The sequence below is a fragment of the Verrucosispora sp. WMMA2121 genome, assembly GCF_027460185.1.
In the GTDB taxonomy this organism is placed as follows: Bacteria; Actinomycetota; Actinomycetes; order Mycobacteriales; family Micromonosporaceae; genus Micromonospora; species Micromonospora palythoicola.
Genome location: NZ_JAPZBH010000006.1, coordinates 2,520,480 through 2,536,006, shown reverse-complemented (window position 1 = coordinate 2,536,006; position 15,527 = coordinate 2,520,480). Strand labels below are relative to the sequence as shown.

The following is a 15,527-nucleotide window of genomic DNA, read 5'->3' as shown; positions in this document are numbered from 1 at the left end:
CAACCGGACACGCCACTTGCGTCACTTGCCGTTCGTGGTTGCTGGCTGGGTGCTGGGGGTCGAAGGGGTCGTGGTCGCCGGAGGAGTCCAGGCGGGCAGCGGGTCCATCCAGAAGCGGGTGAGCAGTAGCGAATCGATAAGCCACTCACCGTTGACCTTCTTGTAGGTTTCGCGGTACTGCCCGTAGCCGTTGTGCCCCTCGGGAGCGTTCGGGCCGGCCGGGAAGGTAAGGATGTCTTCCATCGACCAGGTTCCGGATGCCGTGTCCGGTCCGGTGATCGTGATCTCTGGCATGGCTCCCGAGTGAGCTGACGGAGCGGCGCCGGTGAGGTCACGGATCGTGGAGGCGAACTCCTTCGGCGATTTCCAGGTGATCCCGTCGGTCACGAGCTTGGCATCGGGCGTGAACAGCGCGGCCAGTTCATCGTGCTTTTTCTCGTCCACGAAGCGGAAGTAGCGGGCCTTGAGCTGGTGAATTTCCTCGATGTCCTCCAAGCGCTGCACGCGGTCAGCGAGTGATTTGGGCGAGGCGCTCGTCGAGTGGTCGTGCGCGCTCGCCGCCTGGGAGGTAAGGGCTGCGAGGCCCACCCCACCGCCGACCAGCAACGCGGCCGCCGCGACCGCCGCGCTGGCCCGCGAACGCAACGTCCCTGCCCGGCGGGTTTCCTGCTTGTTCATGACGTGGTTCCTTTCGTCTCTGTAACGGTCTCGGACGGCTCGGATTTCGTGCCCTCGTAAGGCGAAGGGGCCTAGATCGGACAATCCCGCACTTTGCCCCTCCGTCTCTACCCGGACGGAAGGCGTCCGCTTCTAGCTGACAGCGAGCTTAGCTCAATGGGACGATGTTCGTCCGCTTCTGCTGGCGGTCGACTAGGTGGCCCTGACCACCCCAGGTTGCGGCACCGGAGCCGACATGCCGCCGACAGGCGCCCTGCTGAGCCGAGTTGACCGGCATTGGCGACCTGAGGGCTGGACGCCCGGGTCGGGCAGGGCGCGGTCGAGGTGCCACCCGGCATGGGCGGACGGGCCGCCGGTCGTTGATGCGACGACCCGCGACCGAGAGGCAGCAGGCGGCGTGGGAGCGGGGCGGGGAGGCGGCGGTCGGACAGCCGCAACTTTGTTGTCTGCTGGCCGATTCCCTGTCATCCGACGTGACAGGGTCGTCGTCTGATCCGGCGTCCGTGGCGGACGCGTCCCGCCGGTTTCAGCGCGCCCGCACGCGCCCCAGTCTTCGGCTGACAATCGGCGCGGACGCCGGCGTGCATCGTCGCGCCGGCACTGGCGGTCGCCGACGGGCCGAACCCGTTCAATCGGTCAACCCCGCCTGTGGGCGCTCCCGCCCTTGACGGGACGGTGGCCAGGGTCACGTTGCCGAAGGCCCAGAAAGCGGACGACACCCGTCCTGTTGAGTTAGAGTCAGATGCGGACGATACCCGTCCGCCTAGTTATGCTCGATTGGTGATGGATGCGCAGGGAGGCTCCGTGAGTCATTCCAGTAAAGGTTCCCGGCTGCGGGACGCGTCGAAGGCGATCGGAAGCAGTGAGGAGCGCCGGATCCTATATGTCTGGCCTGGGTGCCATGTCTGACGTCCGGGCGGATGCTCGCCGCAACCGACGCCAACTGATCGTCGCCACACGAGAGGCGATCGCCGCCCGTGGGCTCGACGTGTCGGCTCTGGACATCGCCACGGCTGCGGGCGTGGGAGTGGGCACGTTGTACCGGCGCTTTGGCACCAAAGAGGCACTGCTCGACGCCGTGGTCCTCGGCCTCTACGACGAGTTGTGCGAGACCGCACAAGCTTGTATCGAGCGCCCGGATCCATGGAGCGGGCTGGCCGATTTCGTCATGGAGTTGGCGGGAGCACATCGGGACAGTCGCGGCCTGGCAGAGGTCACCGCAGCGTGCGAAAGGCCGCCGTCACCCGAGCTGGCGGAGCGGACCGCCGCACTCCAGGACGCCGTCATCCAACTGACCGAGCGGGCGCACGCCGCCGGCGAGCTGCGTGCCGACATGACTTGGCAGGACATCATGATCTGCTCACGCGCGTCGCTGGACACCGATCACTGTCTCGGTGTCGACGCGGGACCCGGCGGGTGGCGGCGCGTCGTCACCATCCTGCTCGACGGCATGCGTGCCCCCGGGCGAACAACTCTTGACGGGTCCGGGCCACAGTCCGCCAGGTAGGACCACCGGAGATGCCACCCACAAGGTAGGCCCAAGCTTCTGCTAGCCGCAGGCGCTACCTCCTTGCACGCGACAGACCCTTGCCAATAGGGAGGCAGACCATGCATGTCGAAATCTGGTCGGATATATCCTGTCCATGGTGCTTTGTTGGCAAAGCTCGCTTCGACAAGGCGCTTTCCGCGTTCCCTCATCGGGACCACGTCGAGGTGACCCACCGCTCCTTCGAACTCGACCCTCAGCTTGCCCACACCGGCCCGACGACCGGGGCGGCGCATGCAAAGAAGTACGGCCTGACGTCGGCCGAGGCTCGGGCGGCCGAGGAGAACCTCGCGGGCATCGCCAGGAAGGAAGGACTCGATTACCTTGTCGACTTCCGGGACCATGGCAACACCTTCGACCTGCACCGTCTGCTGCACCTGGCGGCGGCCCGGGGCCTGCATGATGAGCTGCTGACGCTGTTCTACCAGGGCAACTTCGCCGCAAAACGAAGCATCTACGACTCCGAGCACCAGGTGGAGATCGCCATCCGCGCCGGACTCGACGAGGCCGAGGTACGCGCCGTGCTAGCCGACAGGCGGGCATACGCCGACGAGGTGCGCGGGGACGAGGGCGAGGCCGCGCAGCTGGGCATCACCAGCGTGCCGTTCTTCGTGATCGACCGGAAGTACGGCGTCTCCGGTGCCCAGTCGGTCGAAGCCTTCTCCGAGGTACTGAGGCGGGCCTGGGTTGAGCGCCAACCGGAGCTGACGGTCCTCGGTGCTGGCGACCAGGCCGGATGCGACGCGCACGGGTGTGAACTGCCCAGCGGCGGGAGCACCGGCGAACCCAGTACGCCGGTTGTTTGATGAACCACGAGAGGAAGATGTGTCGTGCGAGCTGTTGGTCTACATGAATTCGGCGGGCCGGAGGTGCTGCGCGTCATCGAACTGCCGGAACCGCATGCGGGCCCTGGCGAGGTTCGGGTACGCGTACACGCGGCGGCGGTTAATCCGTCCGACATCCTGCTGCGCTCGGGCGTGCACGCGTCGGCCCTGGCCGGGGTGCCAGGGCCCTACGTGCCCGGAATGGATGTCGCGGGCGTGGTCGATGAGATCGGCCCGGGTACGGTCACCGATCTGTCGGTCGGTGACCGGGTGATGGCGATGCTCCTGCCGGTGACCCCGACCGCGGAAGGCACCCTGGAGAACAGCGGTGGCGGTTACGTGGAGTACGTGGTGCGTCCGGCCAGCTGGGTCGTCCGCGCGCCAGCGGGCGTCAGTCATGAGGCGGCGGCGACGCTGCCGATGAACGGGCTCACCGCGCTGTTGGCGCTCGATCAGCTGGCACTCGCGCCAGGTTCGACCCTGGCCGTAGTCGGGGCCGCCGGGGCGCTCGGCGGCTACCTGGTCCAGATGGCTAGCAACGCCGGGCTGACCGTGGTCGCCGACGCCGCCCCGGCCGACGAGGCCCTGGTCCGGGAATCCGGTGCAGCCATCGTGGTGGCCAGGGGAGCCGAGGTCGTCAACGGTATCCGGGCGCATTTCCCGGACGGGGTGGACGCCGTCGCCGACGTGGCGCTGCTCGGAACGAGGCTGTTCAATGTCGTTCGTGACGGTGGCACCCTGATCCAGGTCCGCCAAGCGGACGAGCCCGGCGGCTACCAGGCCGCGAGCACCCGGGGCATCACGGTGCTGACGCCGTTCGTGCCCGACTACGCCGGCCGGACGGACAAGCTGGACAAGATCCGTCGGCTCGCAGAGGCGGGTGTGCTCATTCCGCGGGTGGCGAAGACCCTACCCGCCGCCGAGGCACCCGACGCGCACCGCCGATTCGCCGCCGGCGGTGTCCGCGGCCGACTCGTGCTCACCTTCTGAACCACACACCGACTACCCAGCCTGAACCATCCACTGAAACATTCCACTGACAAGAGACAAGGATCAATCGTGTCCACCCGATTCGCAGACAGGGTCATTCTGATCACCGGTGCCACCTCCGGCATGGGCAGAGCCACCGCCGAGCGGGTCGCCGCCGAAGGCGCCAAGGTCGTCCTGGCGGCCCGCAGCAAGGACGCCGGCGACGCGTTCGCCGCCGAGATGCGTTCCGCCGGGCGCGACGCCCTCTTCGTGCCGACCGACGTGACGGTCGAGGCCGAGGTGGCGCGGCTGGTCCAGCAGGCGGTTGACCACTACGGCCGGCTCGACGGCGCTTTCAACAACGTCGGCGCGGCCACCGCGTACGGCCCGGTAACCGACATCAATGGTGACGCCTGGGGTGCCGAACTGGCACTCAACCTCAACAGCGTCTTTCACGGTCTGAAGCACCAGATCCCCGCACTGCAGGCCTCCGGCGGGGGTTCGATCGTGAACAACGCATCCAACCTCGGTGTCACCGGCATGGCTGGCATGGCTGCCTACAGTGCGGCCAAGCACGGCGTTGTCGGGCTCACCCGGTCGGCGGCACTCGACGTGGCCGCGACGGGCGTGCGGATCAACGCGCTCGTCACCGGTGGTGTCGACACCCCCCTGCTGCGCGGCAACATGGGCCCGAACCCGGAGGAGGCCCTCCGTGCTGCCGGCGCCATGCACCCCGTGGGCCGGATCGGAAGGCCCGAGGAGATCGCCGCGTTCGCGGCCTTCCTCCTCAGCGACGAAGCCCAGTTCGTCACCGGAGCCGCGCTCGCGATCGACGGCGGCCTGACCGCTGTCTGACGACTCGCCTGCCAACCTTCGGCGCGTACAACGCTGTGACCGACGATGCCATCGCCTCTGACGGCTTCTGCTGAACGACGCCGCTCCAGGCCCGTACCTGGGGCAGTGGTCAACGCTGCTCTGACGAGGCGCAGGTGGCCGATCTGCTAGGAGGTTTGGATGGGCATCTCCGACAGCCTCGTGTACGCAGTCCCCGCAGGGCCGGCAGCTTTGGCCCTTCTCAACGATGCCTGTGATCCGGCGATCGTTCATCACAGCATCCGGGTTCTGCGCTATGCGCTGGCGCTGCGCGAGCAGGACAACCTCGACGTCGAGGACGAAGTGCTGGTACATAGCTGCCTCCTGCACGACATTGGGGCTTCGAGGCTGGCGAGCGGTCCAGAACGCTTCGAGGTGCAGGGCGCCGACCTGGCCGTCGACCTGCTCACCGGGCATGGCTGGACGACGGACCGACTCGAAGCTGTGTGGACGGCGATCGCCGTCCACACCAGCCCTCACATCGCCGAGCGCATCAGCGCCCCGGCCCGTCTGGTGCGGCTTGCCGTTCGAGCCGACTTCGGCGACGAACTGATCACCCCGGAGCTACGACGCGCGACCGAGGGCGAGCTACCCCGCCTGGATGTCGAGCGCGTGCTCAGCGGAATCGTCGTCGCACAAGCGGAAAACGACCCGCGGCGGGCGCCCGGCGGTAGCTGGCCCGGCGATCTGCTGGCCGCCCACCGTTGCGGCTCGGGCCCGGACGCGCGGCTGGCGGCCTTCTGACACCACAACACACCCAGCCACCAGGCGACCGCGTGCGTTGTGATTGGAGCGATCTCAGGCGGCGGTTAGTCCGCCGTCGCACGCCAGCACACCGCGGCGCGAACGCGACCCCTGCCCGCGGTCGTTATCAGGGCACTGGATCGGTGACCGACCTGTCTCAGGGAGAGGGCATGATGACCACGTCGGCCCAAGGCCCGACACTTCGGACGAGCCACTTCCCGAACCCGCCAAGCCCCGCCCTAGAACACTCTCTCCGGCCACGCCTTGACATAGAGGGGTGCCATGAGCGTGCCCGGTCGAACGCCGCCATGGGCTGCCGGCAACACGGACAGCGTTCGTGGATAGGGCGCTGTCCGACTCGCTGCCGCGCCGCCCGGCGGCCCCTGAACGCGTCCCGACCGGTTCTCAGGGTCGGCCGCGCCGTGTCGCCTACCGCCCGTCAACGCAGGCGGGGCCTCGATCAAGCAACCGGCTCTCCGTCACGAGGGTCGGCTTCGGCTGCCCACGCCACCTCAGCCCTTCCCGATCGGAAATCTCGCCCCCACCACGCCACCAGATCAACCGTGGCGCAATCAGATGCACGGGCACATGATCGTCACCTCCAACCATCCGCCTCCAGCTGGCCGTGCCGCCCTACCGCCACGGCGTCGACCCAGCTGAGCACCGACCGCGACACCCCCGCAGCATCACCACTAGTAAGATCCACATCGCCGATCACAATGGACAGTCATCCGCGTTCGGATGACGGCCACCTCAGCCATGATCCAGACGGTGCGACACGCACACGCACTGGTCAGCACACACGCGCACGAACCGCCCCTCAGACGGCACGCAAACTTTGGAGCACCAACGGAGCACCAAGCTCCCACATCGTGGGAGATCATGGCACATGCTGGGAAAGAGTCAAGGCCATGACCGACGTTTCCGCTGGTCACAGCCTTGATCGCGTGGCGCGCCCGAAGGGACTCGAACCCCTAACCTTCTGATCCGTAGTCAGATGCTCTATCCGTTGAGCTACGGGCGCTGGTGCTCGGCCAGTCTACACACCGGCTTTCGCGCGGAGACTCCGGGATTCGAACCCGGGAGGGGCTTTAAGACCCCAACCGCATTAGCAGTGCGGCGCCATAGACCAGACTAGGCGAAGTCTCCCAGGTGGCCCGCAGACCACCGGGCCCGAGGATACAGGCCCCGCCCGGCCGGGAGCAAAGCGACTACCGGAACAGGCTGCGCCCAGGTGCGAGGGGACCGCTCCCGCTGTGCATTGGTGTGATCAGGACTACGCTCCATCGACATGCAGGAGCAGCCGCCCAGCGAGCACAACCGCCGTGAGCCTGCTGAGGGAGCCCGTCGACGCTCCCCGAAGGCGACCTTCACGCCACCGCCGGCACCTCCGGCACCGCCGCCGCCCGAGGATCAGGAGGATCCTGCCGGGTCCCGTCCTCGACGGTCGAAGGCGGCACCGAGCGTGGTTTTCCAGCCGCCACCGGTGCCGGAGCAACCGCTGCCACCCCGGTCCGGGGCGGACCCCGCCGCGCCTCCGGTCGCTCCGGTGCCGCCGTTCACCAGCGGCTCCGGGGTGGTCGACCCCGGCGAACGTACGGTCTCGCCGGTCATCGGGAAGAGCGGGGATGCGACGGCGGTACCCGCGGCGCGTCGCCGCGGTCGGGCCGGCCAGTCGGCGGCCGCGGGTGTGGACCCCGCCAAGGCGGACAAGGCTCCGGCCGACGTCCGCCCCACCCGCCGGAAGGCGGACCCGGACAGGGTGCTGCCAACGCAGGCTGGATCTGCCGGCTCCCGCTCCGAAGCCCCGTCGAACGACGCCCGAGCCGTCGAGGCCACGAAGGGGGGCAGCCAGCGGAGCGACGACAGCGGCACGGCTTCCCGGACCATCGACACCGGCCCCGTCGACACCGGGAAGGCGGCTTCGGAGCAGACGGGCGGTGCGACGACGGGTTCGGCGGCGACCGAGGCCGGAGGGGTTCCGGCAGGAAAGGCCGCGGCGCGGAGAAGGGCGCGAGCGGGCGACGAGAAGGCACCTGAACCGGCAAGCGCGGCGCCGAGCGTTGCGAAGGCGGCGAGGAAGGCCACGCGGCGAACGACAGCCGGCGCGGCTGCCGCCTCAGACGAGGCGGCTGCGGCTACCGAGACGGCACCGGTCAAGGCGGCCCGGAAAGCCACGAAGAAAGCAGTCCGGAGGGCCACCGGCGGACCGGTCACCGACGACACGCACATCAGCGAGACGGCCACCGGCGCGCCGGTCACCGGCGGCACGCCCACCAGCGCGACGGCCGGCAGCGGACCGGCCACCGACGCCACGACCACCAGCGCGACGGCTGGGGCCGCGCCGCTCGACGCCGTCGCCGGGCGCGGCGTCTCGGAGCGTACGCCGGAATCGGAGCTGCGGGTGATCGTCGCGCGAGTGCTCGACCACCCGGGCTTCGCCCCGGAGCTGCTGGCGCTGACCGCGGTGGAGGCCCTCGGACCCGGTGCGGCCGAGTGGGCCCGGCGGCTGCGGGAGTTGTACCCGGGTGCGGATGCGGACGGGTTGGCCCGGCTCGCCACTCGCCGCTTCGCCCGGCAGGCCGGGGTCGGTGGGGCGACCGCCGCGCTCACCGGCGTCGTCGCGCCGGTGGTCGAACTGGCGGTGGTGCTCTGGTCGCAGGCGAACCTGGTGCTGCATCTGGCGGCGGCGTACGGCCATGATCCAGCGCATCCGGCTCGGGCCGCGGAGCTGCTCACCCTGACTCAGGTGCACCCCGACCTGGCGAGCGCGGAGTCGGCGGTGGCGGCGGCGCGGGCGGCGCAGGGACCGGAGGAGGAGCTTGGACTTCGGGCGGTCGAGGCGGCCTGGCGACTGGCGGCCCCGCTGGCCGCGCAGGCGGGTGGTTGGCTGGTGCTGCGGCTGGTGTCCCGGCTGTTGCCGGGTACGGCGGCGTTGACCGCGGCGGCCGGCAACTCGTCGGTGGCCGAACGGCTGGCCGCCCGCGCCACCACCCACTACCGCGCCACCACCCACTACCGCGCCACCACCGACTACCGCCCAGCCCGCCGGCCTCGCCCCGGTCACTGACGGAGGCGGTTGACCAAGAGGTTCGCGTCGGGACACGGGGACCGGGCGGCGGCTGCGAGCTTCGCCGGGAGGGAGGTTGGCTGGTCAGAGCCAGCTGAACCACTCGCGGGGAAGCAGTGCGTAGCCGAGGAAGGCGACGATGTCCAGCAGGGCATGGGCCACGATCAGTGGCATGACCCGACGGGTACGCAGGTAGAAGAGGCTGAACACCACTCCCATCACCGCGTTGCCGATGAACGCTCCGAAGCCCTGGTAGAGGTGGTACGAGGCGCGCAGCAGCGCACTCGTGGCGATGATCGCGCCGACCCGCCACTGGAGCTGGCGCAGTCGGGTCATCAGGTAGCCGACCACGATCACCTCCTCCAGGATGCTGTTCTGGAACGCGGCGAGGATCAGCACCGGCACCGTCCACCACAGGTCGGGCAGGGCGGCCGGCACCAGGGTGGCGTTGATGCCGAGCTGGGCCGCCGCCCAGAACAGCGCCAGGCCGGGAAGCCCGATCAGCGCCGCCAGCCCGGCGCCCCGGGCCAGGTCCGACCCGGGCCGTCCGGCGTCCAGGCCGAGGATCTGCGCCGGGTCGCCGGGATCCCGCGCCAGCAGGTGTACGGCGAGCAGCACCGGCAGCAACGCGAAGACGATGCCGAGCAGTTGGTACGCCAGGTCGAGGTAGGGCCGGGCCGACGCGGAGGTGTTCAGCGCGGCGGTCTGTCGCGACAGGCCACCTTCCGCGGTCAACTTCGCGATGATCGACACGGCGGCGTAGACGGCCGACTGGCCGAGCGAGAGACCGAGTACCAGGAGCGTCTCGGTGCCGAGCAGCCGGCGGGACACCGGGCGGGTGAGCTCAACGGTCACCGGTCCACTCTGCCCGACCGCCGACGCTCCTGGTGACACCCGCCCTCCGGCGAGCAACCCTCATGATGCGATCGCACATTCTGTGCGACCTTCATACACGCTCCGTGGAGATTCTGTCTGGGCCCGATCCGCCGTCAGAAGAAGGAGCGCCCCCGGTGGACAACTTCGCGCGGCTGCTGAAGGAGAGCTGGACCCTGGTCGAGGAGGACCGGGTTCGGCTGAGCGGTCACTTCTACGCCCGGCTCTTCCTCCTCGACCCGGAGCTGCGCAAGCTCTTCCCGGTCCAGATGACCGGCCAGGGCGACCGACTGCTCGAAGCGATCATCGCGGCGATCCACACCGTGGACGACCCGGAGGGCTTCGACGAGTTCCTCCGGGCGCTCGGCCGGGACCACCGCAAGTACCACGTCGAGGCGGCCCACTACGACACGATGGGCGTGGCGCTGCTGGACGCGTTGCGCAGCATCGCCGGCGACGGCTGGAACCTGGAGTACGACCAGGCGTGGCGGGACGCGTACGCGGCGATCGCCGAGAAGATGCTCGCCGGGGCGGCGGCGGACGACGACCCACCGTTCTGGCACGCCGAGGTGCTGACCCACCAGCGGCACGGCCCGGACACGGCCGTCCTCACCTGCCGGGCGTTACAGCATCCGCTGTCCTGGAAGGCGGGGCAGTACGTCAGTGTGGAGGTGCCGCGCCATCATCCCCGGGTGTGGCGGACGTACTCGATCGCCAACGCGCCGAACGAGGACAACGTCCTGGAGTTCCACGTCCGGACGCCGGCCGACGCCGCCGGTTGGGTCTCCGGCGCGTTGGTCCGTCGTACCAGGCCGGGCGACCTGCTGCGGGTGGCCGCGCCGATGGGCTCGATGACGGTCGACCGCTCGTCCGAGCGGGACATCCTCTGCGTCGCCGGTGGCGTCGGACTGGCTCCGATCAAGGCGCTGGTGGAGGAGTTGACCGGTTACAACCGGGCCCGCTGGGTGCACGTCTTCTACGGTGCCCGGACCGAGTCGGACCTGTACGGTCTGGACCGGCTGCGGGATCTGGTCGCCGCCCATCCGTGGCTTTCGGTGACTCCGGCGTGCAGCGACGACCCGGACTTCGACGGCGAGCAGGGCGAGATCTCCGACGTGGTGGCCCGGTACGGGCCGTGGACGACGCACGACTGCTTCATCTCCGGTTCGGCGCCGATGGTGCGTGCCACCCTCCGGGTGCTCGCCGCCGACGACGTACCGCCGCAGCGGACCCGGTACGACACGTTCGGCAACCTGTAGAACTTTGCTCCCCCCGAGCCGGGGCGCGTGCCCCTGCCCCCTGGGGCACGCGCCCCGGTCCCCCGATCGGGCGGCCCGGCACCGCCCCGCGCCACCTCGCCCGTCCGGCCGTCGTTCCCACCCGGGCGGGCGGGGTCGCGCCTCGTGCCCGGACGGTCGTCACATCGGGTTCAGTAGCGCCACGGGTGGCCGGATTCGCGGTACTCCTCGATCGGCACCAGCGGCACACCGGGTGCCATCCGGTCGACGTAGAGCCGACCTTCGAGGTGGTCGATCTCGTGCGCGACCAGCCGGGCCATGCCGAACTCGAAGGACGTGATGATCCGACCGCCGTCGAACTGTGCGTGTTCGACGTCCAGCCGCAGCGGCCGCGGCACCAGTCCGCGATGGTCGAAGAAGGAGAGGCACCCCTCGTACTGCTCGTCGGTGTGTGGTGCCGCGTCGACCACCCGGGGGTTGAGCAGCACGACCGGCTCGGCGGTTCGGTCCGGCGGGCGGACCACCGCGGCGGCGCGGTCGAGGTCGAGCTGCGGGGCGGCGATTCCCACCCCCTTGGTGAAGGGGTGCAGTTCGTCCAGCCGGGCCAGCGCGGTGACCAGTCGGTCGACGATCTCCCGGGCGACCGGTTCCTCGCGCGGCAGGTCGAACGGGCGGGCCGGCTGGCGCAGCTGGTCGGCGCCGCGCTGCACGATGCCGAGCCCGCGCATCCGGTCCGACGGTCGGACGCGCCCGCCGTCCGTCTCGGGCTCCGGTTGGGCCCGGAACCGCCACTGCAACCGGTACCGGGCGTTCAGTGGCGGCTCGTCGGTCGCCCAGTCGAAGATCGCTCGCTCGCCCTCGTCGCGACGGGTCACCGCCGTGCGCAGCGGGCCTTCCTCCGCCGAGAGCGAGGTTTCCGCGCCCCAGACCTGAGGATCCAGTGCGACCGGCAGATCCAGGCGTACGGCGAGATGCCGAGTCGGTACGCGGACCGCCCGCTGGAACCACGGCCCCCACTTGTCCTGCCCGACCGTGTACGCGTACTCGATGGTGGCGCGGCGACCGGGGTAGAGCGGAAAGCGGCGTTCGCCGTTCTCGAAGAGCAGCCAGATCTCCTTGAACGCGTCCCGGTCGTGCTTGGCGCGCCAGTGCATGGTCTCCCGCTCGCCGGACTCCTCGCGGCAGGCGGACAGTTGCAGTTCGGCGAAGCTGAGCGGGTGTTCCCGGTGGTGGCGGTTGGAGCGGCCCGGATCGCTCGGATAGCGGTCCACGGCGACGCGGATCAGGTAGCGGGTGACCGGCTCGACCCCGGCGTTGTACAGCTCACGGCGGATGACGCAGCGATAGGCGTCCTCGGTGTGGGTCAGGACGGCCGTCTCGCGCTCGACGATCAGTCCGGTGCCGGGTGGCATCCACTGGCCGGGCAGGCTGGATTCCCGATGGTTACGTTCGCCGCGGGCGTGGCGCAGGTCGTCGTACTCCCGGAAGCGCTGCCAGATCGCGCCGCTGGCCTCCAGGACGGCCTCGGCGCGCCGGGCGAAGTCCTCCGTGGGCCGGTGCCGGCGTCCCTCGACGTGACTGACGTACGAGGGGTCGAAGCCCATCAGGGTGGCGAGTTGTTTCTTGGACAGCCCCCGTTCCGTCCGGTGCCGGGCGAGTTCGGCGGCGAAGGAGTCGGCAGCCCGATCGAGCGGTGAGGTCGTCATCAGCTTCCTCGTGGCCGGGAGTACCAAGTTTCACGTTGAGTCGCCGGCCGCACACTCATCTGGCACCTAGTCGACAAGAACCTTGACTGATGTGCGGTTCCTACCGATACTGCCCGCAGTTTCCACGCCGACACCGTGCGTAGCGCTCGCCAGCGCCGTGACCCGCGTCGCCCACCCGATCCCACCGTCGGGTTTCCCTGTGCCCAGAAGTGTGGTTAGGCTAGCCTTAGTAGGCGTCATGGACGCTTCGGATCGAGTGGGGGGTGGATCAGGTGACAGCGGTGCTGCCCCGTCAGGATCCGGCCACCACGCCCCTGGCGCCGGTCACCGGAACCCTGCGGGCCATGTTCGGCACCGACGACCTGCCCGGGCTGGCCCCGGGCCTACTGGTCGTCGACGAGGCCGGTTGGGCCCCGGCGACCACCCTCACCGGTGCCCGACTGCCGGAGCTGCTCGACTCGGCCGTCCGGCTCTGGGGTGGCACCCCACACGCCTCCGCCGCGCTCGCCTGGAAGGCGTACAGCTACTGGGCCGCACTGCCGGTGGTGCTCGGTTGGGCCGCCGCCCGTCGGGTGCCGTTGCTCGACCACACCGAGGCACTGATCCACTTCGCCGACCGGCGTGCCCTGGTGACCGTGGGACTACGCGAGTCGATCCCGGTCGCGGTGCTGCCGAACGATCCGCTGGCGCTCGCCGGGCTGCCCCAGGTGCGGGTGGTGGCCGACGAGCGGGAGCTGCTCACCGCACTGCGCGCCACCCTCCTGGACGGGCACCTGTCGCCCGTGGTCTCCGCGATCCAGGGCAGGGTGCGGATCGGCGCCCGCACCCTCCTCGGCTCGGTGGCGTCCGGTATCGCCCACGGGCTGCTGCGTGCCGCCGACAACGTGCCCGGTTCCACGGTCGAGGCGATCGACACACTGCTCGGCGCACTCGATCTGGCCGACCTGGTGGAGCTGGTGCCCGGGCCGAACGGTGAGCCGGTCGTGCAGCGCCGCACCTGCTGCCTGGCGTTCACCCTGCCCCAGCCGAAGGTCTGCCAGGGCTGCTGCATCCGCAGCTGAGCCGGTCCCGCCGCTCACTCCGTCAGCGGGCGCACGTCCCAGAGCCAGACGCCGCCGGTGTGCTCGGGCTGGATGCCGGTCAGCTCGGTCATCCCGGTACGCAGCGCGTCGGCGTGCTCGTGCGGCCCGAGGATCACCACCCCGGCCCGCCAGTACCGCAGGTCCTCCACCGCCATCCGACGCGCCCGCTCGCTGATCGGCGGCACCTCGCCGGTACGGCGGATGGTGCCGAAGAAGCTGCTGGTGGGGCGCGGAGGTGCGGAGAACAGGGCGACCCGGTCCTGCCCCGGCCGGGTGTCCGGGCCGAGGAAGTAGCCACGGGCGATCGGCATCTCCTGCCGGGTGCGGGCGGACCAGCGCAGCGGCTCGGCGTACTCGGTGTCGGGCAACGGCAACGTCACCACGCTGCGCCCGCCGGCCAGGTAGGGCCGCCAGGCACCGGAGGTGACGAACGCGGGGACCGGTTCGAGCCGTTTCGTCGGCAACGGAGTGGGCAGCACCGGCACCAACGCCATCGCCAGCCCGGTCACCGTGGCGAGCCGGATCTGCGACCGACGGTCCGGGTACCGGGACGCCAGGTCGCGGACCCGCTCCGCACCGTACGCCAGGATCAGTCCGATGATCGGGGTGATGGCCAGCGCCCAGCGGGTCGGCACCACCGAGTGCAGCACCGGCAGTTCCTCCAGCAGCGCCCACGGCCCGGGTACGCCGGTGCCACGCCGATCGAAGCGGATCTCCCGGCCGAGCGACAGCACCGCGAAGAGCAGCCCGACGGCGGCCAGGCCGAGCACCACGACGTTGCGCCGCAGCCACCACACGAGTGCCGTCACGAGGATCACCAGCGGCCAACCGAAGAAGGCGTTCTCCTCGGTGGGGTTCTTGGCCAGTCCGGCGGCGCTGCGGGCGTCACCGGCCAGTGACTCGCGGGAGTAGGCGAAGAACGAGGCCAGGTCCGTGGAGTAGCCCCGGATCACCCAGGACAGCCCGTGGTAGGCGCCGGGACCGAAGAACTGCACGTACAGCGGGTAGGCCAGCAGCACGGCGGAGACGACGGCGGCCACCCCGATGCCCGCGGCGAACGGACGGACCCGGGCCCGCAGCTCGGACCGGCCGATCACCATCGCGACGACCACCACGGCGACACCGATCGCGGTCATCAGCAGGATCTCCAGGTTCAGGAACGCCTGCCAGACGATCACCAGGGCCAGGAGCAGACCGTTGCGCAACCATCGCCCGGAGTCACCGAGCCGCAGGGTCCGCCAGATGATCAGCGGTACCACGTACTGCGACACGATGTTCGGATGCGCGTTGGCGTGGGAGACCATGGCCGGCGCGTACGCGCAGAACGTCGCACCCAGCCAGGCCGGCCCGCGGGCGCCGGGCAGCACCACGCGGGAGAGCAGGAAGTACCAGGCGGTGGCGGTGGCGATCAGGCCGAGGGTGAGGAATACCAGGAACGCGGCCCGGGTGCCGAAGAGCAGGGTTATCGGCGTCATCGGCAACGAGACGGACAGAACCGACGTATTCGCCATCAGATTGACCGATTCCGGCACATTCATCCGGTCCGACGAAAACGGGTAGGCGAATTCCGTCACCACCCGGGCACCATGCGCCAACATCCACTCGAATTGCGCCATATCGGTAGGGTTGTCGCGAATACCGTCGTGCGGATTCAGCCACATCCGTGCGGTGATCCAGAGGCCGAAAACCGCGAAGCTCGCCACCGCCGCGGCGTCCCTCCACCGTCCGGGACCCGCCCCGCCACTCGGTCCTTCCGGCCGGCGCGCCGCCCTTCCCGCCTCGGACCGCGGCAGCTGTCGCGCCGAATCGGGAGTAGTCATAACAATTCACAGCGTAGTTGGCCTAAGTGGCCAGCGTGCGGGCTTCGGGGCACTGGCGTAGTATCGGCAAGGTTCGCTGGCCACCACCGATCGTGCAGCCACCC

At 69.9% G+C, this 15,527-nt stretch carries 12 protein-coding genes and 2 tRNA genes; 8 read left to right on the top strand and 6 right to left on the bottom strand.

Translation table 11 applies throughout. The features are described from left to right. Positions 1-21 precede the first annotated feature (21 nt). The gene (locus O7605_RS20560; protein ID WP_269740665.1) at positions 22-678 is read right to left on the bottom strand and encodes a nuclear transport factor 2 family protein; all 657 of its coding nucleotides are present in this window, start codon (positions 676-678) and stop codon (positions 22-24) included. Positions 679-1,579: 901 nt separating this feature from the next. On the opposite strand from O7605_RS20560, the gene O7605_RS20555 reads away from it, so the two are divergent. The 5 genes from O7605_RS20555 to O7605_RS20535 all read left to right on the top strand — a co-directional run bounded on the left by O7605_RS20555 (position 1,580) and on the right by O7605_RS20535 (position 5,634). Further along, on the top strand, positions 1,580-2,185 hold the full coding sequence (locus O7605_RS20555; RefSeq protein WP_269740664.1) for a TetR/AcrR family transcriptional regulator: 606 nt from the start codon (positions 1,580-1,582) through the stop codon (positions 2,183-2,185). A gap of 101 nt (positions 2,186-2,286) precedes the next feature. Then, positions 2,287-3,030 carry a DsbA family oxidoreductase gene (locus O7605_RS20550; protein ID WP_269740663.1) on the top strand — a complete coding sequence of 248 codons (744 nt, stop codon included), beginning with the start codon at positions 2,287-2,289 and terminating at the stop codon, positions 3,028-3,030. Positions 3,031-3,054: 24 nt separating this feature from the next. Then, positions 3,055-4,038 carry an NADP-dependent oxidoreductase gene (locus O7605_RS20545; RefSeq protein ID WP_269740662.1) on the top strand — a complete coding sequence of 328 codons (984 nt, stop codon included), beginning with the start codon at positions 3,055-3,057 and terminating at the stop codon, positions 4,036-4,038. Between the two features lie 69 nt (positions 4,039-4,107). Then, positions 4,108-4,872: an SDR family NAD(P)-dependent oxidoreductase gene (locus O7605_RS20540; protein WP_269740661.1), complete on the top strand. Its 765-nt coding sequence runs from the start codon at positions 4,108-4,110 to the stop codon at positions 4,870-4,872. A gap of 159 nt (positions 4,873-5,031) precedes the next feature. Further along, complete coding sequence (locus O7605_RS20535) at positions 5,032-5,634, top strand: HD domain-containing protein (RefSeq protein ID WP_269740660.1); 603 nt, start codon at positions 5,032-5,034, stop codon at positions 5,632-5,634. 948 nt (positions 5,635-6,582) lie between these two features. On the opposite strand, the gene O7605_RS20530 is transcribed toward O7605_RS20535, so the two are convergent. After that, positions 6,583-6,658: transfer RNA gene (locus O7605_RS20530), tRNA-Arg, on the bottom strand. A gap of 34 nt (positions 6,659-6,692) precedes the next feature. Continuing rightward, positions 6,693-6,783 (bottom strand) — tRNA-Ser (locus O7605_RS20525). A 142-nt stretch (positions 6,784-6,925) separates the two neighbouring features. On the opposite strand from O7605_RS20525, the gene O7605_RS20520 reads away from it, so the two are divergent. After that, positions 6,926-8,704: a hypothetical protein gene (locus tag O7605_RS20520; protein ID WP_269740659.1), complete on the top strand. Its 1,779-nt coding sequence runs from the start codon at positions 6,926-6,928 to the stop codon at positions 8,702-8,704. Between the two features lie 84 nt (positions 8,705-8,788). Here O7605_RS20520 and O7605_RS20515 read toward each other — a convergent pair whose 3' ends face one another. Further along, entirely contained in the window at positions 8,789-9,559 is a 771-nt protein-coding gene (locus tag O7605_RS20515) for a CPBP family intramembrane glutamic endopeptidase (protein WP_269740658.1), read from the bottom strand. A gap of 155 nt (positions 9,560-9,714) precedes the next feature. Between O7605_RS20515 and O7605_RS20510 the strand changes: the two genes are divergently transcribed. Next, positions 9,715-10,836: a globin domain-containing protein gene (locus tag O7605_RS20510; RefSeq protein ID WP_269740657.1), complete on the top strand. Its 1,122-nt coding sequence runs from the start codon at positions 9,715-9,717 to the stop codon at positions 10,834-10,836. A 170-nt stretch (positions 10,837-11,006) separates the two neighbouring features. Here O7605_RS20510 and O7605_RS20505 read toward each other — a convergent pair whose 3' ends face one another. Next, complete coding sequence (locus tag O7605_RS20505) at positions 11,007-12,521, bottom strand: peptide deformylase (protein WP_269740656.1); 1,515 nt, start codon at positions 12,519-12,521, stop codon at positions 11,007-11,009. 344 nt (positions 12,522-12,865) lie between these two features. On the opposite strand from O7605_RS20505, the gene O7605_RS20500 reads away from it, so the two are divergent. Further along, positions 12,866-13,582, top strand: a complete 717-nt coding sequence (locus O7605_RS20500; RefSeq protein ID WP_269742703.1) for a hypothetical protein — start codon at positions 12,866-12,868, stop codon at positions 13,580-13,582. Between the two features lie 14 nt (positions 13,583-13,596). On the opposite strand, the gene O7605_RS20495 is transcribed toward O7605_RS20500, so the two are convergent. Then, positions 13,597-15,423, bottom strand: a complete 1,827-nt coding sequence (locus O7605_RS20495) for a hypothetical protein (protein WP_443083950.1) — start codon at positions 15,421-15,423, stop codon at positions 13,597-13,599. Between the last annotated feature and the right edge of the window lie 104 nt (positions 15,424-15,527).